The following is a 19,208-nucleotide window of genomic DNA, read 5'->3' as shown; positions in this document are numbered from 1 at the left end:
CACCCTGGTGCATTTCTGGACACAGCGGTAGGGCCAGAACCGGGGTATCCGGTGGTGCCAGATGGGGGAGCCGTACCGGGACGGCTCCCCCCGCGCCTGCTCAGGGCACCGTGCGGTAGTGCGGGTGGTCCGGTGCCGTGTGGGCGAGACCGTGCAGTGCGCCGCGGCTGGCGATCAGCGGGTCGGCGCGCCGGCCGGCGACGTGGCGTACCCGGCCGAGGACCAGGACCCGCCCGCCGGCGGGGGTCACCGCCTCCAGGTCGCACGTCAGGACCGCCAGCGCCCGCCGGAGCCGGGGTGGCGCCCCCGGCTCCCAGTGGACCGGGTCGAACGCGGCCGCGCGCGTGAACCGGTCGTAGACGGCGCCCTGGTCGGCGGCGAGCACGTTCACCGCGAACCGGCCGGACTCGCGTGCCGCCGCGACCGTCGCCGCACGCGCCGGTGCGAAGAACGCCACCAGCGGCGGATCCGCGGACACCGCGGTGACCGGGTGGCCGGCCGACCCCACCGGCCCGGTCGCCGCGGTGGCGGTCACCACCGCCACGCACGACGGCAGGCCGCCGAGCACCCGGCTCGCCTCGGTGCGTGCCCCGTCGTCCACTTCGGAGGGTTCCAGCAGCTTCACCGTCCCACCGTCCCCTCGGACACGCTCGCCTGCGCGACCGGCGCGGGTGCGGCCGGCCGGCGTTTGCGGACCTGGTAGGCGGCGAGGATCAGCACGAGCGTGACCGCGCTCAGCCAGAACTGCGACCGGGTGGACGGCAGGAACGCCATCGCCAGGATGACCGCCACCATCAACGCGATCGTCGCGTAGCTCAGCCACGGGAACAGCCACATCTTCAGGCTCAGCGCCCCCGGATCGGTGTTCTGCAGGCGTTTGCGCAGCCGCACCTGCGCCAGCGCGATCGACAGGTACACGAACAACGCGACCGCGCCGTAGGAGTTCACCAGGAACTGGAAGATCAGATCCGGCGAGGTGTAGGCGGCGATGACCGACACGTACCCGACGGCGGTGCCGGCGATGATGGCCCGGCGGGGCACCCCGCTGCGGGACAGCTTGGTGAACGCCTTGGGCGCGTCCCCGTTGCGGGTCAGCGCGAACAGCATCCGCGACGAGGTGTACAGCGCCGAGTTCAGGCAGGACAGCACCGCGGTCAGCACGATCGCGTTCATGATCGTGGACACCGCGGGGATGCCGAGCACGTCCAGCACCGCCGCGTAGGGGCTGACCGCGGTGTCCGGCGCGTTCCACGCCTTGACGGCGACCACCACGAACACCGACCCGACGTAGAAGGCCACCACGCGGAACACGATCGACCGCATCGCCTTGGCGATGGCCCGCCGCGGCTCGGTGGACTCGGCCGCCGCGATGGTGACGATCTCCGCGCCGGTGTAGAACCCGACGCACGGCACCACCGCCGCCAGCACCGCCCCGATCCCGAGTGGCGCGAACCCGCCGTGCGAGACGAGGTTGCCGACCCCGCCGTGCGAACCGGGCCAGAACCCGAGCAGGTAGAGGGCGCCGAGCACGAGGAAGACCACGATCGCGATGACCTTGATCGAGGAGAACCAGTACTCGAACTCGCCGTAGGAGCGTGCCGACACCAGGTTCGTCGCGGTGAGCAGCAGGAGCAGCCCGAGGCTGAGCACCCACAGCGGCACGCCGGGCAGCCACAGCTGCATGATCCGCCCGCCGGCCACCGCCTCCACGGCGACCACGATCACGAAGAAGTACCAGTACATCCAGCCCACCGCGAACCCGGCGCGGTTGCCCATCGCCTCGCGGGCGTAGACGTAGAACGAGCCGAGCGCGGGCCGCGCCACGGTCATCTCGGCCAGCATCCGCATGATCAGCACGGTGATCAGGCCCGCGATCAGGAACGAGACCACGGCCGCCGGCCCGGCCGACTGGATCACCACGCCGCTGCCGACGAACAGGCCGGCGCCGATGACCCCGCCCAGGGCGATCAGGTTCATGTGGCGTTGTTTGAGACCCGGTTTGAGCCCGCTCGAGGCGGCCGTCTCCGGTGCAGAACCCACGTCTCCTCCTTCCGGCGACGCCGGAGGGACTGCGCGTCCCTGCGCCGGCACCACCGCGATCTCGCCGAGAACTGCTGTGTGGTTCCCGTCACCGTAGGAACCGGACCGGCCCCTGCGCGAGTGCCAGATGCGCGGCATGCTCTGGGTCCAGTGCGGACATTCCCCGGGCAGCACGACGGGCGCCGGGTGCCCGGCAGGTCCGGGTGCCCGGCGCCCACGCGGCGCCCGTGACGTCAGGGCTGGACGGCCTTCTCCACGTCGGTCAGCATGCCGTCGACGCCGTGCAGCAGGTCCGACAGCACGGCCTGGTCGGCGACCAGCGGCGGCGCGATCATCAGCATCGTCGCGCCGCGGTCGTCGCCGCGCAGGATCACGCCGGTGCGCCGGAACGCCTCGGGCAGCACCTGCCGCAGCACCGTCCGCGACTCCTCCTCGGTGAACTCCCGGCCGCCGTCCCGGTCGGCCATCAGCTCGAGGGCGTAGAAGAACCCGGTGCCGCGCACGTCCTTGACGCAGCGATGGGCGTCCTGGAGCGACCGCAGCGCGGCGAACAGCCGTGGCCCCTCGGCCAGCACGTGCTCGGGCACCTTCTCGTCGCGCATCGCGGTGATGTTGGCGACCGCGACCGCGGTGGCGACCGGGTGCCCGCCCCACGTCGCGCCGTGCGTGAACACCCCGCCCAGCGGCGAGTCGTACAGCTGCGCCACCAGCGACTCCCGCACGACGACCCCGCCCAGCGGCGCGTAGCCGGAGGTGGAGCCCTTGGCGAAGGTGATCAGGTCCGGCACCACGCCGGTCAGGCCGTGGCCGAAGAAATGGCCGAGCCGCCCGAACGAGCAGATCACCTCGTCGGAGACCAGCAGGATGCCGTACTTGTCGCACAGCGCGCGCAGCGCCGGCCAGTAGCCCTCCGGCGGGACCAGCGCGCCGCGCCCGTTCTGCACCGGCTCGGCGAACACCGCCGCGATCGTCTCCGGGCCCTCCTCCAGGATGACCTCCTCGATGGCCCGCACGCAGGCCAGCTGGTCGGCCGGGCCGCAGTCCCCGGTGAAGCCGAGGGTGTTGGGCACGTGCCGGATGCCGGGCAGCAGCGGGCCGAACGGCTCCTTGATCTTCGGCAGCCCGGTGACCGACAGCGCGCCCAGCGTGGTGCCGTGGTAGGCCATCTCCCGGCTGATGATCTTCGTCCGCTCCGGGGCGCCCTGGCTGCGGTGGTACTGGCGGGCGAACTTCAGCGCGGTCTCCACCGCCTCCGACCCGGAGTTGACGAAGAACGTGGTGCCCAGGTCACCCGGGGCGAGCTGGGCGATCAGCTCGGCGGCCGCGATCGACGGCGGGTGGGCCGAACCCCAGTTGCTGGCGTAGGCGAGAGTGCCGGCCTGCTCGGCGGCGGCGCGGGCGATGTCCTCGCGGCCGTGGCCCATGTTCACGCAGAACAGCCCGGCCAGGCCGTCGAGGTGGCGCCGGCCCTCGGTGTCGATCAGGTAGCTGCCCTCGCCGCGCACGAACACCGGGAAGTCGGCGGCCCAGGTGTCCTTGCGCGTGAAGTGCGGCCCGAGGTGTCGGCGAGCGGTGGCTCGCAGCTCCGTGACGTTCACCTGGCGACCTCCTGTGTGTGCGAGTACGGGACTCCTCCGACGATCGCAACAACTCTGGCCCCGGCCCAGAGCCAGAGAGCGCGCGATCACTGGGTCCAGATGGGCCCTGGACGCGCGAAAAGCCGGCCGGGCACGCGCCCGGCCGGCTTTGGGCAGTCCGGTCGATCAGACGTAGTCCTGGTACTTCTCCAGGAACCGGACCGGCTTGGACAGCGCGTCCCGGCGGAACGGGTCGCCCAGCTCGCGGGTGCACATGATCTCCAGGACCGTGGTGCGGCCGTCGTTCATCTGCGCGTCGACCGCCTGCCGCAGCGCAGGCCCGACCTGGTCCAGCTGGTCCACGACCACCCCGTCGGCGCCCATCGCGCGGGCGATCCCGGCGAAGCTCTCGTTGTCCAGCTCGCCGGCGACGAACCGCCGGTTGTAGAAGTCGACCTGGTTCTTCTTCTCCGCGCCCCACTGCCGGTTGTGGAACACCACGGCGGTGACCGGGATGTCGTGGCGCACCGCGGTCATGATCTCGCCCATGCTCATGCCCCACGCGCCGTCGCCGGCGTAGGCGATCGCCGGGCGGTGCGGCGCGGTCGCCTTGGCGCCGATCACGGTGGGCAGCGCGTAGCCGCAGTTGCCGAAGCTCATCGGGGCGAGGAAGCTGCGCGGCTCCTCGAACCGGAGGTAGCTGTTGGCCACCGAGTTGATGTTGCCGATGTCGGTGGAGACCATGACGTGCGGCGGCATCGCCTTCTCCAGCTCCCGCAGGACCTGCCGCGGGTGCAGCCAGTTGCCGTCCTCCTGCGCCTGCTCGGCGATCATGTCCAGGCTGAACGGGTCGCGCTCGTGGGTCCACTCGGACAGCTCGGTCTCCCAGGCGTCCTTTTCGGACCGGATCGTCTCCGCCCGCTGCGCGCGGGTGTGGTCGCAGGCCAGGTCCCGGCCGGCCAGCCGCTGGGTCAGCGCGACCGCGGCGGCCTTGGCGTCGCCGCAGATCCCGACGCTGATCTTCTTGACCAGCCCGAGCATCCGGTGGTCGGCGTCGATCTGGATGATCTTGGCGTTCTTCGGCCAGTAGTCCATGCCGTGCTGCGGCAGCGTCCCGAACGGGCCGAGCCGCGACCCGAGCGCGACCACCACGTCGGCGCGCGAGATCAGCTTCATGGCCGCCTTGGAGCCCTGGTAGCCCAGCGGGCCGCACCACAGCGGGTGGCTCGCCGGGAACGAGTCGTTGTGCAGGTAGCTGTTGACCACCGGCGCGCCCAGCCGCTCGGCCAGCGCCCGGCACTCCTCCACGGCGTCGGCCATCACGTCGCCGCCGCCGGAGAGGATCACCGGGAACTCGGCGTTCGCCAGCAGCTCGGCGGCCTCGTCCAGGGACCGCTGCCCGCCCGGCCCGCGCTCGACGCGCTGCGGCTCGGGGATCTCCGCCTCGATCTCGCCGTAGAAGAAGTCGCGCGGGATGTTCAGCTGCGTCGGGCCGATCTCCGACATCGCGCGGTCGAAGGCGCGGCCGGTCAGCTCGGCCATCCGGCGCGGGTTGTTGACGTGCGCCTGGTACTTGGTGAACTCCTGGAACATCGGCAGCTGGTTGGCCTCCTGGAAGCCGCCCAGCCCCATGCCCATGGTCCCGGCCTCCGGCGTGATCATGACCACCGGGCTGTGCGCCCAGTAGGCCGCCGCGATCGCGGTGACGCAGTTGCTGATGCCCGGGCCGTTCTGGCCGATGACCACGCCGTGCCGCCCGCTGACCCGGGAATAGCCGTCGGCCATGTGCGCGGCGCCCTGCTCGTGCACGACGGGGATCAGCCGGATGCCGGCCGGCGCGAAGATGTCCATCGCGTCCATGAACGCCGAGCCCATGATGCCGAAGATGTCGGTGACCCCGTTGGCCACCAGGGTTTCGACGAAGGCCTCCGACGGGGTCATCTTCGCCGGGCCGCTGACGACGGTGCGCCCGTCGCCCGTCTTCCGCTCCGCCATGCTGCACTCCTTCGAGCAGTGGAAATCCGAACTTCCGGAACGTCACGTTCCTGAAACCTGAACAGGATGGACGATAAGGCTCGCGCGGGAGAGGGTCAACAGGGTTCGGTGAAAAACGAGACGAGATGTGCTAGTTTTCGGAACATGGTGCAGTCGAAGGACCGGGCCGTCGAGCTCGTGCGCGAAGCGGACGCCGCCGGCGTGAACGGGGACACCCCCACGATGCGGCTGTTCTCGCTGCTCGAGCTGATCGCCGCGAAGGACCAGCTGGTCACGCTGCAGGGCCTGGTCGAGGAGACCGGGATGCCCAAACCGACCCTGCACCGCATGCTGCAGCAGCTGGAGGGCGCCGGGCTGCTGGTCCGCCAGGCCGACGGGCGGCACTACGGCACCGGCGTCCGGCTGCGCCGGCTCGCGGAGAACCTGCTGCTCAACGCCACCCACCACGGCGCCCGGCACGCGGTGCTCAAGCACCTGGTCGACGAGCTGGGGGAGAGCTGCAACATCACCGCCCTGTCCGGCAGCGAGATCGTCTACCTCGACCGCGTCGAGACCCCCGAGCCGCTGCGGTTCTACCTGCGGCCCGGGTCGCGGGTGCCGATCCACTGCTCGGCCAGCGGGAAGATCATCCTCGCCCAGATGAGCCCCGGCCAGCGCCGCAAGCTGCTCGCGCACGCCCCGCTCAAGCGGTACACGCCCAAGACCATCACCGACCTCGGCACGCTGGAGGAGGAGTTCGCCCGCATCCGCCGCGACGGGTTCGCCCTCGACGACGAGGAGTTCCTGCCCGGGCTGGTGTGCGTGGCCGTGCTGGTGCCCAGCCGCACCGGCCGCTCCAACCTGGCGGTCGCGGTGCAGGCCCCGGTCATGCGGCTCACCGCGGACAAGGCGCTGCAGGCGCTGCCCGCCCTGCAGCGCGCCGCCGAGGCGATCCGCGAGGTCGAGGCCGAGGGTTCGGCCGGCGCCGCCGACGCCATCCCGTCCTGACGGAGGTCCCCCGGATGACCAGCAACGGCCCGGACGCCCGCATCGCGGTGCGGGAGGTGTTCGGACTCGACACCGACCTGGTGGTGCCCGGCTTCGCCGAACCCGGCGAGCACGTGCCCGAGCCGGACCCGGCCTACCGGTTCAACCCGGACGTGACCCTCGCCCTGCTCGCCGGGTTCGCGCACAACCGGCGCGTGCTCGTGCAGGGCCTGCACGGCACCGGCAAGTCCACCCACATCGAACAGGTCGCGGCACGGCTGAACTGGCCGTGCCTGCGGGTGAACCTGGACGGCCACGTCAGCAGGCTCGACCTGGTGGGCCGGGACGCCGTGGTGCTGCGGGAGGGCAAGCAGGTCACCGAGTTCCGCGAGGGCGTGCTGCCGTGGTCACTGCGCCGGCCGATCGCGCTGATCCTCGACGAGTACGACGCGGGCCGCCCCGACGTCATGTTCGTCATCCAGCGCCTGCTCGAACGCGAGGGCCGGTTCACCCTCACCGACGCCAACACCGTGCTGCGGCCGCACCCCGGGTTCCGGTTGTTCGCCACGGCCAACACCGTCGGCCTGGGCAACCTCAACGGGCTCTACCACGGCGTGCAGCGGCTCAACCACGCCCAGATCGACCGGTGGAACATCGTGGCCGCGCTGGACTACCTGCCGCCCGCGGAGGAGGCCGCGATCGTGCACACGCGCGTGCCCGGCCTGGCCGGTGAGCGCGGCCGGCGGCTGGTCGCGGCGATGGTCGCGGTGGCCGGGCTGACCCGCGAGGGGTTCCGGGCCGGTGACCTGTCCGCGCTGATGTCGCCGCGCACGGTCATCACCTGGGCGGAGAACTGCGAGATCTTCGGCGATCCGGCGCTGGCGTTCCGGCTGACGTTCCTGAACAAGTGCGACGAGGCCGAACGCCCGGTGGTCACCGAGTACTTCCAGCGCTGCTTCGACCGCGAGCTCGACTCCTCCCCGCTCGCGGCCACGGCGTGACCGGGGCCGGGACCCGGCGGCGGCGACGGGTCGAGGAGCTGTCCGCGGCCGCGATCCGCGCGATCAGCGGCGAACCGGACGCGCACTTCCGCGGCGGGCGGCTGCACCGCGGCACCCGCCCCGTGCCGGCCCCGGCCCCGCACCTGCGGCCCGGCGAGGAGGACGTGGTGTCCTTCCGCGGCGCCGCCGACGGGCTGGCGCTGCACCTGGCCGTCACGGACCGCCGCGTGCACGCCCGGCTGCGGCCCGCGGCCGAGGCCGAGCGGCTGCTGTTCGACCTGCTCGAACAGTTCCGGGTGGAATCCCTGGTCCCGGCCGCCCTGCCCGGGGTGGTGACCAACCTGCGGCGCCGGCACGAACGGTGGTCCCGCGCCGCGCACCGGGCCGGCCTGACGGCGACCGAGCGGGGCCTGCTCGTGTACACGCTCGCGCAGGTGTGCCGGTCCCGGATCACCGGCGAGCCGGTGGTGGCCGAGACCCGGCAGCTGATCGAACCGGCGCGCGCCGCGCTCGCCCCGGTGATCGGCACGCACCTGGCCGGGCTGCGCCGGCACCGGGCGGACCAGGCGGCGTTCGCCCGCCACGCCCGCGCGCTGGCGGCCGCCGTGGCGGGGTGGCTCGAACCCGCGCCGGGCGAGGAACGGGACCGCGACGAGGACGACTCGCCGTACGCGCTGCTGCTGGACTTCGACGGCGAGTCCGATGAGGACGGTGGGCTTCCGGCGCCGGCGGGTGGCGCGGCCCGGGCCGGGGAAGCGGGGCCGTACCGGGTGTTCACCACCGCCTACGACCGCGAGCAGCGGGCCGCGGCGCTGGTGCGGCCGGAGTTGCTGCGGGAGCAGCGGGACCGGCTGGACCACCGCGTGGCCCGGCAGGGCGTCAACGCCGCCCGGCTCGCGCGCGACCTGACGGCGGTGCTCGCCGCCCCGGCCCGCGACGGCTGGGACGGCGCCCAGGAGGAGGGGTACGTCGACGGGCGGGCGCTGGCGCGGCTGGTCGCCTCGCCCACCGAGCGTCGCCTGTTCCGGGTGGAGCGCACCGAACCGGTCGCCGACGTGCTGGTCACCTTCCTCGTGGACTGCTCGGGGTCGATGAAGGCGCACAGCGAAACCGTGGCCGTGCTGGCCGACGTGTTCGCCCGGGCGCTGGACCTGGCCGGCGCGTCGAGCGAGGTGCTCGGCTTCACCACCGCGGCGTGGCACGGCCGCCGCGCCCGGCGGGACTGGCTGCGCGCCGGCCGCCCCGCCCGGCCCGGCCGGCTCAACGAGCGCCGCCACCTGGTGTTCAAGGACGCGGCGACGCCGTGGCGCCGCGCCCGGCGGGACATCGCCGCGCTGCTGAAGGCGGACCTGTACCGCGAAGGCATCGACGGCGAGGCCTTGGCGTGGGCCGCGGAGCGCGCCCGGGGCTGCGACGCCCGGCGGCGCGTGGTCTTCGTGCTGTCCGACGGCAGCCCGATGGACGGCGCGACCGCCCTGGCGAACGACCGGCACTACCTGGACCAGCACCTGACCCAGGTGGCGGGCGACTTGGAGCGCGCTGGTGAGGTGGAGGTGTACGGGGTGGGCGTGGGCCTCGACCTGAGCCGGTACTACCGGCGCAGCGTCGCACTGGACCCGGCGGAGTGCACGGGATACCGCCCGTTCCGGGAAATCCTGGGACTCCTGACGCGTTGACGCTTCCGGGCGGCAACCCCCGGCGGCCTCGGCGCGCGGGCTGGGCCGCCACCGCGCGTGGCGTCACCGCTGGGTCGTTCTTGCGCGCCACCGGCGCTGATCGCAGCCGGAGGCGAGCAGGCGCCGCCCGCGGAGGTGCCTGCCGCTGGTGCGATCGGCACCCCGCCGGGGCTCAGGGCGCAGGCTGGGTCGCCACCGCGCGTGGCGTCACCGCGGGGCCGCCTTCCCGCGCGACCGGCGCTCGCCGGGGGCCGGGGGCTATCAGGCGCCACCCGAAGACGATCGCCAGGTTCAGGCCCATCGACACCAGCCCCGGGTTGATCCCGCCGAGCGTCGCGTCCGTGACGTACAGCGTGACCGCCGCCGCCACGCCCACCACCATGCCCGTCGCGATGGCCGCCGCGCGGACCCGGCGCGCGAACAGCACCGCCAGCCACCCCGGCACCACCTGCGCCAGCAAGTTGTAGGTCAGGTTCAGCACCGTCAGCATCAGCGTCGACGCGGTCAGCGTGAGCACCGCGGCCAGCACCAGGAACGCCGCCACCACCCCGACCGTCCAGCGGCGCTGCGCCGCCGGCCGCACGTTCGGCACCAGGTTCCGGCTCACCATGCCGCCGATCGTCAGCGCCGTCGCCGACAGCACCAGCACCCCGGACAACGCGGCACCCGCGGCCACCAGCCCGAGCACCGGTTCCGGCAGCAACCCCTTGGCCGTCACCATGAACACCGTGTTCGGGTTCGCCAGCCCCGGGTGGTGCTGGAGGCCGTAGTACGCGGCGAACACCAGGAACGGGTAGATCAGCATGTACAGCGGCATCCACACCGTCGAGCTCTTCACCGCCCGCTCCGACCGCGCCGGGAACACGTACGCCCCGCCGAACCCGAGGTAGAACACCACGCTCTGGAACAGGATCGTGGTCATCGCGAACAGCAGCGCCGGACCGCCCATCGTGGTCTGCGCCCGTGCCAGCACCGCCGGCCCGGTCACCTCGGCGGTGCCGCCTGCCGCCAGCACCGCGGCCAGCCCCACCGCCACGACCCCGAGCAGCATGAACACGTCCTTGAGGATCGACACGAACGCCGGCGACCGGATGCCGGACACCGCGATGTAGACGAACGCGATCACCCCGGCCAGCAGCACGCACTGCACCGGGCTCAGCCGCAGCCCGAGGTTGCTCAGCACCACCTGCAGCCCGATGAACTGGTACTGCCCCCACGGCACCAGCGCGATCAGCATCGTCACGCACGTGATCAGCTCGAGCGCCCGGTTGCCGTAGTGCCGGCCGAACACGTCGGGCACCGTCATCGCGTCGTGCCGGTGCGCCGCCCGCCACACCAGCGGCGCCAGGAAGTACCCCAGCGAGTAGGCGAGCAGGATGTAGCCGAGGAACCAGATCCCGTAGCTGGCGCCGTGGGCGTAGATCCCGCTCGGGAACCCGATCATCGTGCCGATGCTGTACACCTCGCCGACGGCCAGGAAGTACACCAGCCACGCCGGGAACGACCGCCCGCCCACCAGGAACTCGGAGATCCCGCCGCCGCGGCTCGCGCGGCCCGCCCACAACGCCAGCAGGACCGACGCCGCCATCACCACGGCCACGATCGCGATCAGCATCAGCGGTCCTCCTGTGCGGTGCGCCGGTCGGCGGGGTAGTGGTGGCGGTCGAAGAACCGCCAGCTGACCCACAGGCACAGCGTGGTCAGCGGGAAGCAGCAGAACATCCAGAAGAACAGCAGCGGGATCCCGGCCACCGACACCGCCGTGCCGGACAGCAGCGGGGTGACGACCAGGATCGCCAGCGCGGGAATGCCCAGTCCGATGAGGACACTGGGCCAGCTGCGGATCATCGCGCACCTTCCGTGGTCACCGGCGCGTCGGCGCGCTGCCAGGCCAGACGGCCGCCGACGACGGTGGCGTCGACGGTCAGCGAGCGGATCCGGTCCGGGTCCACCGCCGTCGGATCCGCCGACAGCACCGCCAGATCGGCCAGCTTGCCGACCTCCAGGCTGCCCTTGTCGTTCTCCTCGCCGGCCAGGTACGCCGCGTCGACGGTGTAGCCGCGCAGGGCCGCGTCCACGTCGACGGCCTGCTCCGGGCCGAGCAGCTCCCCGCCGCTGGTGCGGCGGGTGACCGCGCACCAGATGCCCTCCAGTGGCGGGACCGGGGTCACCGGCGTGTCCGAGTGCAGTCCGAAGTGGATTCCCCGGGACCGCGCCGAGGCCAGCGGGCTGATCCGGCGCGCCCGCCGCGGGCCGAGGAACACGTCCCGGTGCCGGTCGCCCCAGTAGTAGACGTGCTTGATGAAGAACGACGCGGTCACGTCGTGCGCGGCCATCCGGTCCAGCTGGTCCTCGCGGACCGTCTGGCAGTGCTCGATGCGGTGCCGCCGCCCGGTGCCCGGCGCGCCGCCGAGCCGCGCGTACCCGTCGATGATGGCGTCGATCGCGGCGTCCCCGTTGCCGTGCACCGCCACCTGCCAGCCGGCCGCGTCCAGCGCGGCGATGCGGCGCGCCAGCTCACCCGGTTCGAGCAGCATCATGCCGTGCTCGCCGGGGTCGCACGCGTACCCCTCGGCCAGGCAGCCGGTGCGGCCCTGGATCGAGCCGTCCGCCACGATCTTCACCCCGGTCAGCGGGAATTCGCCGGCCTGCGGCGGCTCCGGCTCGCCCTCGTCCAGCCCGGGTACCAGCGTGTGGAACAGGTAGCCGTGCACGCGGGTGCGCAACCGCCCGGCGCGGGTGAGCCGCCGGTAGGCCGCGAGCTCACCCGCGCCGCCGATCAGCCCGATGCCGGTGTCGTGCACCGAGGTGACCCCGTGCCGCAGGTACTCGGCGTCGGCCAGCAGCAGCGCCTCGGCCAGGTGGTCGGGCCCCTGCGCCGGCATCGCCGAGTTGACCAGGAACGCCGCCGTCTCGATCAGCAGCCCGGTCGGCTCGCCGCGCTCGTCCCGGGCGATCACCCCGCCGGGCGGGTCCGGGGTCCGCGCGTCGATGCCGACCGCCCGCAGCGCCGCGGAGTTGACCACGCAGAAGTGGCCGGTCACGTGCGTGAGCAGGACCGGGTTGCGCGGGGACACCGGGTCGAGGTCGGCGCGGGTGGGGTGGCGGTCGTCGGCGAGCAGCGTGTCGTCGTAGCGGAACCCGCGGATCCACTCGCCCGGCCCGAACTCGCGCACCGCCTGCCGGACCCGCTCCACCACGTCGCCGATCGAGTCGTTCGGCGGGCTGCCGGCGTCGACCGGCGCGGCCACCGTCATGCCGAAGAACGCGGGATGGTTGTGCGATTCCACGAAACCCGGGATCACCGCGCGCCCGGCCAGGTCCACCACGGTCGTGCCGGGACCGGCCAGCCCCGCGATCGCGCGGTCGTCCCCGATCGCGGTGATCCGGCCGCCGGAGGCGGCGAGCGCGCTCGCCCGCGTGCCGCCGCGATCGAGGGTCAGGACCGTGCCGCCGAGCACGACGAGATCGGCGGCCGCTGTCCCCGGGGTGGTGTCGCCCACTGCTGGACCTCCTTGTCCACGTCTCCTGCCCCTGACAGTGCCCCGGGGACTGGGTCCGCGAACAGGTCCAGAACGCGACGGACGGGTGGTGCCAGATGCGCCGGGCTCACCCGTCCAGCAGCGCGGTGCACAGGCGGCCGAGCAGCCGGATCCCCGGGTCGATCGCCGAGATCGGCGTGGCCGAGAACCCGATGCGGAAGTGGTTGCGGGGCTGGTCGTCGCCGAGGAAGAAGATGTCGCCGGGCTCGATCAGCACGCCCATCCGCTCCGCGCGCTCCACCAGCACCCGGCAGTCCAGTTCGGGCGGCCCGGTCATCCACAGGCTCACCCCGCCCGGCGGGTACGGCGGTTGCGGCCACGGCAGGTGCTCGGTGACCGCTTCACAGGTGGCCGTCCACTTGCGCAGGAGCTTGGCCCGGTAGCGGCGCAGCGACCGGTGGTACTCGCCGCTTTCGATGAGCAGCGCCAGCGCGCGCTGCAGGTGCCCGGGCGGGTGGCGCAGCACGTAGCGCCGGGCCTCGCGCAGCGCGCGCACCAGCTCCCGCGGCCCCACCAGGTAACCCAGGCGCAGCCCGGGGGAGAGGAACTTGGAGAACGTGCCCAGGTACACCGCGTCGCCGGTGCCGTCGAGCGCCTTGAGCGCGGGGGTGGGGCTGCCCTGGTACCGGAACTCGCTGTCGTAGTCGTCCTCGACGACCACCGTGCCGGACGCCGCCGCCTGCGCGAGCAGCCGGCGCCGCCGTCCGATGCTCAGCGTCGCGTTCGTCGGATGCTGGTGGCTCGGGGTGAGGTAGAGCAGGTCCACCCCGTCCAGCGACGCCGGCGGCCGCAGACCGCTCGCGTCCACGTCCAGACCTGCCACGCGGGCGCCGGTGCGCAGGAAGATGTGCCGCGCGTCCAGGTAGCCGGGGTTTTCGATCGCCACCACCTGCTCCGGGCCGAGCAGCACCCGGCCGAGCAGGTCCAGGCCCTGCTGCGAGCCGACGGTGATGAGCACCTCCTCGTGGCTCGCCTCGATGCCCCGGGTGGTCAGCAGGTGGCGGCACACCATGTCGACCAGCATCGGATCGTCGGACCCCACGCTGTCCTGCAGGCTGTGGAACACGTGCGGCCGGTACAGCGCGTCACGCAGGCACCGCGTCCACGACCGCGCCGGGAACGCCGACACGTCGACCTGCCCGGCCAGGAACGGGTACGGGTAGCTCGCCCAGTCGGTGCGCTTCTCGATGTGGGCGACCCCGGCCACGGGGAACCGGCGCACCCGGCTCGGCCAGTCGATGCGGGACTCGGTGTCGCGTTCCTGCACCGCGCAGTGCGGGCGCATCTCCCCGTTGATGAACAGGCCGCTGCGCTCGCGGCTTTCCACGTACCCCTCGGCCACCAGCTCCTGGTAGGCGAGGTTGATCGTGTTGCGCGACACGCCCAGCTCGACGGCCAGCTCACGGGAGCTGGGCAGCCGGCGCGCCGGGTCGAACGTGCCGATGGCGATGCCGTGCTCGATCGCCCGCCGCACCTGGCGGTACAGCGGTTCGTCGGAGGACCGGTCGATCTCGATCAGCGTGCGTGGCAAGGGCATCTCCTGGTGGGGCCGCACCGGAGCGGGGTGAGCAGAAACCTAACCCGCCGTGGCCGGTTTTCCCACCCCGCGCCGGCGCGGATCGGCACCTCAGGCCAGCGCCGCGTCCACGCCCACCGCGGGCAGGCCGTGCGCGCGGGAGACCGGCTCCGACGTCAGCGCGCCGGACACGGTGCTCACCCCGCCGCGCAGCTCGGGCGTGTCCCGCAGCGCGTCCCGCAGCCCCTTGTTCGCGATCTCCAGGGCGTAGGGCAGGGTCACGTTCGTCAGCGCGTGCGTGGAGGTGTGCGGCACCGCGCCGGGCATGTTGGCCACGCAGTAGAACACCGACTCGTGCACCCGGAAGGTCGGCTCGGCGTGCGTGGTCGGCCGCGAGTCCTCGAAGCAGCCGCCCTGGTCGATCGAGATGTCCACCAGCACGCTGCCCGGCTTCATCCGGGACACCACCTCGTTGGACACCAGGCTGGGCGCCTTCGCGCCGGGCACCAGCACCGCGCCGATCACCAGGTCGGCCTCCAGCACCGCCTGCTCGATCGCGTAGGCGTTGGCCGCGGCGGTGCGGATCCGCCCCTGGTACATCCGGTCGGCGGCGCGCAGCTTGTCCACGTTCTTGTCGAACAGCACGACGTCGCCCCACGCGCCGGCGGCCACCGCGACCGCGTTCATGCCCGCCACGCCCGCGCCCAGCACCACCACGCGCGCCGGGGCCACCCCGGACACGCCGCCGATCAGCACGCCGCGGCCGCCGTTGACCCGCATCAGGGTCTGCGCGCCGACCAGCGGCGCGAGGCGGCCGGCGACCTCGCTCATCGGGAACAGCAGCGGCAGCGCCCCGCCGGGCAGCTGCACCGTCTCGTACGCCACGGCGGTGGTGCCGGCGTCGAGCAGGGCCCGGGTGCACTCCTGGCTCGCCGCGAGGTGCAGGTAGGTGAACAGCAGCTGGTCCTCGCGCAGGCGGTGGTACTCCTGGGCGACCGGCTCCTTCACCTTGAGCACCATCTCGGCGGTGCCCCACACGTCGTCGGCGCTGTCGAGCAGCTTCGCCCCGGCCGCGGCGTAGTCCTCGTCCCGGATGGACGAGCCCTCGCCCGCGCCGCGTTCCACGAACACCTCGTGTCCGGCCGCGGTGAACTCGTGCACCCCGGCCGGCGTCGCCGCCACCCGGTACTCGTGGTTCTTCACCTCGCGAGGCACACCGATCCTCATCGTCCGCTCCCATCTGCCGTGTGCGTCGATCCGAGCGTGGGGGAGGACTGGCCCGGGCAGAAGTACCAGAACCGGGCCGGTCGGCGGTGCCAGACTGGACCCCTCATCGGCCGCGGTTCTGGCTCTGTCGGCGCCCGGCGCGGCTGGTCATCCTCACGGGGAGCACTGCCGCCGCACGCGAGGAGTCCGACGATGAGGATGGCCGGGAGCTGGTGGGAACGCGTCGCGGGCCGTGGCCTGCGGGTCGCGCTGGCCGATGGCACCGACGACGGGGCGCTGCACGCGGCGGCCCGGCTGCGCGACCGCGGCGGGATCGAGCCGGTGCTGGTCGGTGCGGCGGCGTCGGTCACGCCCGGGGTGCGGACCCTGAGCAGCGCGTTCCTGATGCTGCTGCGCGACGGCCGGGCGGTCACCTTCGCCGACTGCGCGGTGGTGGACAAGGTGCGCCGCGCCACCGAGCTCGTCCGCGACCGGCTGCCCGGGATCGAGGTGGACGGCGAGCTGCAGTTCGACGCGGCGGTCGTGGACGCGGTCGGCGCGGTGAAGGCGCCGCTGCACGACCTCTCCCGCGGCTGCGGTGCCGCCGAGATCGAGACGATGGCCCTGATCGCCGCGGTGCACGCGGTGACCGCCCACGACACCCAGGAGGTCCGGTGAACCCCCGCGTCGAGCTCATCGTGCTGGACATGGCCGGCACCACGGTCCGCGACGACGGCGCCGTGGAGGCGGCGTTCGCGGCCGCGCTGTCCGCGGTGGACGTGCCCGCCGGGTCCGAGCAGTGGCGGCGCGCGCGGTCCTACATCCACGACACCATGGGCACGTCGAAGATCGTGGTGTTCCGGGCGCTGTTCCCGGACGAGCGCGCGGACAAGGCGAACGCCGTCTTCGAGGAGACGTTCGCGGAGCAGGCGATCGCGGTGGCCGAACCGGTCCCCGGGGCGGAGGAGGCGATCCGCGCGTTGCGCGAGCAGGGCCGGCGGGTGTGCCTGAGCACCGGGTTCTCCGCCGGGACGCGGGACGCCCTGCTGGACCGTCTCGGGTGGACGGACCTGGCGGACCTGGCGCTCTGCCCGGACGACGCGGGCCGCGGCCGGCCGTTCCCGGACCTGGTGCTCACCGCGGCGCTGCGGCTGCGGGTCAGTGACGTGCGCGCGGTGGCCGTCGCGGGCGACACCGGCTACGACATGGTGAGCGGCCGCCGCGCCGGCGCCTCGGTGGTCGCGGGGGTGCTCACCGGCGCCCACGACGCGGCCACGCTGACGGCCCACGGCGCGACGCACGTGCTGGACTCCGTGGCCCGGCTGCCCGCCCTGCTCGGGAACCGCTGACCGGTCACCTCCCCGGCGGCGGGACCGTCCGGCGGTTCCGGCGCAACGCGATCGCCAGCAGCCGGGCGGCCGCACCGACCGGCGTGGTGCCCGATCGCCACACCGCACGCAGCGCCCGGCCGAGGTCCATGCCCACGGTCGGGATCTCCACCAGAGCCCCGCCCGCCAGGTCCGGCGCCACGATCAGCTCGCTGATCAGCGCCGGCCCCGCCCCGGCCGCCACCGCGCTGCGCACCGCCGTCGCCGAACCCAGTTCGAGCAGCGGTTCCACCGGTTCGGCCCCGGCGGCCCGCAACGCCTGCTCCGCCGTTTCCCGCGTGCCCGAGCCGGTTTCGCGGCTGATCAGCGCGGTCGACGCGAGCTCGGCCGGATCGACCGGGCGGCGGCGCCGCCGCCACGGGTGATCCGGCGACACCACCAGGACGAGCCGGTCGCGGGCCACCACCCGGGACCGCACCCCGGGCAGCCCGCCCGGGGATTCCACGAAACCCAGATCGATGTCGCCGTGGCGGGCCAGTTCGTGCACCCGGCTGGAATTCAGCACCTGCATGCCCACGTGCAGATCGGGCACGGCGCGCCGCAGCTCGCCGATCCAGCCCGGCAGCAGGTACTCGGCCACCGTGAGGCTCGCCGCCAGCGACAGCTGCGCGCCGCGTTCGCGCCGCAGCGCCTCGGCGCCGTCCATCATCACGTCCAGCTCGTCGAGAACACGCTGCGCCCACCCGCTCACCAGCAGCCCGGACGAGGTGAGCGCCGACCCGCGGCGGGACCGGTCCAGCAGCTGGATGCCGAGCAGCCGTTCCAGCGTGCTGATCCGTTTGCTCGCCGAGGGCTGGCTGATCCCGGCGGTCTGCGCGGCGGCGGTCAGGCTGCCGTGGTGCCCCACGAGGACCAGCAGCCGCAGGGATTCGACATCGGGCAGACGGGTCATGCAGTAAGGGTATGACGTCCGCATCGCTTGACGGGTACCGGGGAGCGGCCGGTGCGGTGACGATTCGAGGGTGACCAAAGCAGAATCCGCGCGGGGACGAGCACCGCGATCGACGACCGCCCGGCGGCTCGCGCCGGGCCTGTTGGTGGCCGCCGCCGGCACGGCGGTCGCGTTCGGACTGAACGAGCTGGTGCCCGCGATCAGCGCCCTGACCGTCGCGGTCGTGCTCGGGGTGCTCGTCGCGAGCTTCGTGCCTCCGGCCGCGCAGGACGGCCTGCGCTGGGCGACGAAGAAGTTCCTGCGGCTGGGGGTGGTGCTGCTCGGGTTCCAGCTCGGCCTCGGCGAGGTGTTCCGGCTCGGTGCCGGCACGGTGCTCGCCGTCGTGGTCACCGTGCTCGTCAGCTTCTTCGGCACGATCCTGGCCGGGCGGCTGGTGGGGGTGTCGCGCGGGATGGCGCTGCTGGTGGGGACCGGGTTCTCGATCTGCGGCGCCTCGGCGATCGCGGCGATGGACAGCGTGACCGAGTCCGACCGCGAGGAGGTGGCCACCGCGGTCACGCTGGTGACGCTGTACGGCAGCGCCGCGATCGCGCTGCTGCTGCTGGCCGGGCGGGCGCTCGGCCTGGGCCCGCAGCGGTTCGGCGAATGGGCCGGGCTGAGCGTGCACGAGGTCGCGCAGGTAGTCGCGGCGGCGTCCCCGGCGGGTGCGGCCGCGGTCGCCACCGCGGTCGTGGTGAAGCTGACCCGGGTGGTGCTGCTGGCGCCGATGGTGGCCGGGGTGAGCATCGTGCGGCGGCGCCGCCACGGCGCCACGGCGGGCAAGCGGCCGCCGCTGGTGCCGCTGTTCGTGCTCGGCTTCCTGGCGACGATGGCCGTGCGCAGCTCGGGTGTCGTGCCCGCGCCGGTGCTGTCCGCCACCAGCGTGGTGACCACCCTGCTGTTCGCCGCCGCGTTGTTCGGGCTGGGCAGCGGCGTGCGGATCGGGGCACTGCTGCGCACCGGCCGCCGCGGGCTGGCGCTGGGCGCGGTGTCGACCGTCCTGGTCGCCCTGGTGGCCTACGGCACGCTCACCCTCACCGGCGGCGCCTGATCACCGTCCACCACCGCGCCCGCCGGTCGAGGGCGTCCGTCGTGGCGCCCGCGCGCGAGGGGGGCGGGCGCCACGACGAGGTGATCACTTGTCCGCGGTCAGCTTCCCGGCCTTGCCCCAGCTGTCGGTGGGGACCTCGTGGATCCACACCTGCACGGCGTCGGCCGGGATCGCGTACGCGCGGACGAACGCGTCGGTGATCTGCTTGACCAGCTCCCGCTTGAGCTCCACGGTGCGCGGGCCTTGCTGAACGGTCACGATGGGCATGTCGTTCTCCTGCCGGATGTTTTTCGGTCCGGTTCAGTCCACAGGAGAATCC

The 19,208-nt window shown here is 73.2% G+C and carries 17 protein-coding genes; 6 read left to right on the top strand and 11 right to left on the bottom strand.

Annotated elements, in window-relative coordinates; all coding sequences use genetic code 11:
- Window positions 1-100: 100 nt before the first annotated feature.
- The 4 genes from D0D28_RS03775 to xsc all read right to left on the bottom strand — a co-directional run bounded on the left by D0D28_RS03775 (window position 101) and on the right by xsc (window position 5,612).
- Window positions 101-625, bottom strand: coding sequence for a flavin reductase family protein (locus tag D0D28_RS03775; protein ID WP_094002664.1), 525 nt, complete (start codon window positions 623-625; stop codon window positions 101-103).
- Entirely contained in the window at window positions 622-1,977 is a 1,356-nt protein-coding gene (locus D0D28_RS03770) for an amino acid permease (RefSeq protein ID WP_116109731.1), read from the bottom strand. The genes D0D28_RS03775 and D0D28_RS03770 overlap by 4 nt, the downstream gene beginning before the upstream one ends.
- A gap of 296 nt (window positions 1,978-2,273) precedes the next feature.
- Entirely contained in the window at window positions 2,274-3,638 is a 1,365-nt protein-coding gene (locus D0D28_RS03765; RefSeq protein ID WP_094002666.1) for an aspartate aminotransferase family protein, read from the bottom strand.
- A gap of 165 nt (window positions 3,639-3,803) precedes the next feature.
- Entirely contained in the window at window positions 3,804-5,612 is a 1,809-nt protein-coding gene (gene xsc, locus D0D28_RS03760; protein WP_116109730.1) for a sulfoacetaldehyde acetyltransferase, read from the bottom strand.
- Between the two features lie 144 nt (window positions 5,613-5,756).
- Here xsc and D0D28_RS03755 point away from each other — a divergent pair, with 144 nt between their 5' ends.
- Genes D0D28_RS03755 through D0D28_RS03745 form a run of 3 tightly spaced genes read left to right on the top strand, consistent with a single transcriptional unit; the run spans window position 5,757 to window position 9,255 of the window.
- Window positions 5,757-6,599, top strand: a complete 843-nt coding sequence (locus tag D0D28_RS03755) for an IclR family transcriptional regulator (protein WP_094002668.1) — start codon at window positions 5,757-5,759, stop codon at window positions 6,597-6,599.
- 14 nt (window positions 6,600-6,613) lie between these two features.
- Complete coding sequence (locus D0D28_RS03750) at window positions 6,614-7,579, top strand: AAA family ATPase (protein ID WP_116109729.1); 966 nt, start codon at window positions 6,614-6,616, stop codon at window positions 7,577-7,579.
- Window positions 7,576-9,255, top strand: a complete 1,680-nt coding sequence (locus tag D0D28_RS03745) for a cobaltochelatase CobT-related protein (RefSeq protein ID WP_116109728.1) — start codon at window positions 7,576-7,578, stop codon at window positions 9,253-9,255. The genes D0D28_RS03750 and D0D28_RS03745 overlap by 4 nt, the downstream gene beginning before the upstream one ends.
- A 172-nt stretch (window positions 9,256-9,427) precedes the next feature.
- Here the strand turns inward: D0D28_RS03745 and D0D28_RS03740 are convergent, their stop codons facing one another.
- From D0D28_RS03740 to ald, 5 genes are all read right to left on the bottom strand, one after another.
- The gene (locus D0D28_RS03740) at window positions 9,428-10,870 is read right to left on the bottom strand and encodes a sodium:solute symporter family protein (RefSeq protein WP_116109727.1); all 1,443 of its coding nucleotides are present in this window, start codon (window positions 10,868-10,870) and stop codon (window positions 9,428-9,430) included.
- Complete coding sequence (locus D0D28_RS03735) at window positions 10,870-11,103, bottom strand: DUF3311 domain-containing protein (protein ID WP_094002672.1); 234 nt, start codon at window positions 11,101-11,103, stop codon at window positions 10,870-10,872. The genes D0D28_RS03740 and D0D28_RS03735 overlap by 1 nt, the downstream gene beginning before the upstream one ends.
- Window positions 11,100-12,758, bottom strand: a complete 1,659-nt coding sequence (locus tag D0D28_RS03730; RefSeq protein ID WP_116109726.1) for an amidohydrolase — start codon at window positions 12,756-12,758, stop codon at window positions 11,100-11,102. The genes D0D28_RS03735 and D0D28_RS03730 overlap by 4 nt, the downstream gene beginning before the upstream one ends.
- A 106-nt stretch (window positions 12,759-12,864) precedes the next feature.
- The gene (locus tag D0D28_RS03725; protein ID WP_205413181.1) at window positions 12,865-14,334 is read right to left on the bottom strand and encodes a PLP-dependent aminotransferase family protein; all 1,470 of its coding nucleotides are present in this window, start codon (window positions 14,332-14,334) and stop codon (window positions 12,865-12,867) included.
- Between the two features lie 90 nt (window positions 14,335-14,424).
- The gene (gene ald / locus D0D28_RS03720) at window positions 14,425-15,540 is read right to left on the bottom strand and encodes an alanine dehydrogenase (protein WP_116109724.1); all 1,116 of its coding nucleotides are present in this window, start codon (window positions 15,538-15,540) and stop codon (window positions 14,425-14,427) included.
- A gap of 192 nt (window positions 15,541-15,732) precedes the next feature.
- On the opposite strand from ald, the gene D0D28_RS03715 reads away from it, so the two are divergent.
- Window positions 15,733-16,197: a phosphate acyltransferase gene (locus D0D28_RS03715; RefSeq protein ID WP_116109723.1), complete on the top strand. Its 465-nt coding sequence runs from the start codon at window positions 15,733-15,735 to the stop codon at window positions 16,195-16,197.
- A complete protein-coding gene (locus D0D28_RS03710; protein WP_094002677.1) occupies window positions 16,194-16,868 on the top strand; it encodes a phosphonatase-like hydrolase in 675 nt (224 codons plus the stop codon). The genes D0D28_RS03715 and D0D28_RS03710 overlap by 4 nt, the downstream gene beginning before the upstream one ends.
- 4 nt (window positions 16,869-16,872) lie before the next feature.
- Here the strand turns inward: D0D28_RS03710 and D0D28_RS03705 are convergent, their stop codons facing one another.
- Window positions 16,873-17,799 carry a LysR family transcriptional regulator gene (locus D0D28_RS03705; RefSeq protein WP_116109722.1) on the bottom strand — a complete coding sequence of 309 codons (927 nt, stop codon included), beginning with the start codon at window positions 17,797-17,799 and terminating at the stop codon, window positions 16,873-16,875.
- 70 nt (window positions 17,800-17,869) lie between these two features.
- Between D0D28_RS03705 and D0D28_RS03700 the strand changes: the two genes are divergently transcribed.
- Window positions 17,870-18,889: a putative sulfate exporter family transporter gene (locus tag D0D28_RS03700; protein ID WP_116109721.1), complete on the top strand. Its 1,020-nt coding sequence runs from the start codon at window positions 17,870-17,872 to the stop codon at window positions 18,887-18,889.
- An 84-nt stretch (window positions 18,890-18,973) separates the two neighbouring features.
- Here the strand turns inward: D0D28_RS03700 and dmpI are convergent, their stop codons facing one another.
- Window positions 18,974-19,174, bottom strand: coding sequence for a 4-oxalocrotonate tautomerase DmpI (dmpI, locus tag D0D28_RS03695; RefSeq protein ID WP_275895886.1), 201 nt, complete (start codon window positions 19,172-19,174; stop codon window positions 18,974-18,976).
- Window positions 19,175-19,208: the final 34 nt, after the last annotated feature.

Origin of the sequence: Amycolatopsis ruanii (genome assembly GCF_003385175.1) — a bacterium.
In the GTDB taxonomy this organism is placed as follows: domain Bacteria; phylum Actinomycetota; class Actinomycetes; order Mycobacteriales; family Pseudonocardiaceae; genus Amycolatopsis_E; species Amycolatopsis_E thermalba.
Note: the sequence above shows the minus strand (reverse complement) of the source record. Positions and strands in the feature narration are given on the sequence as shown.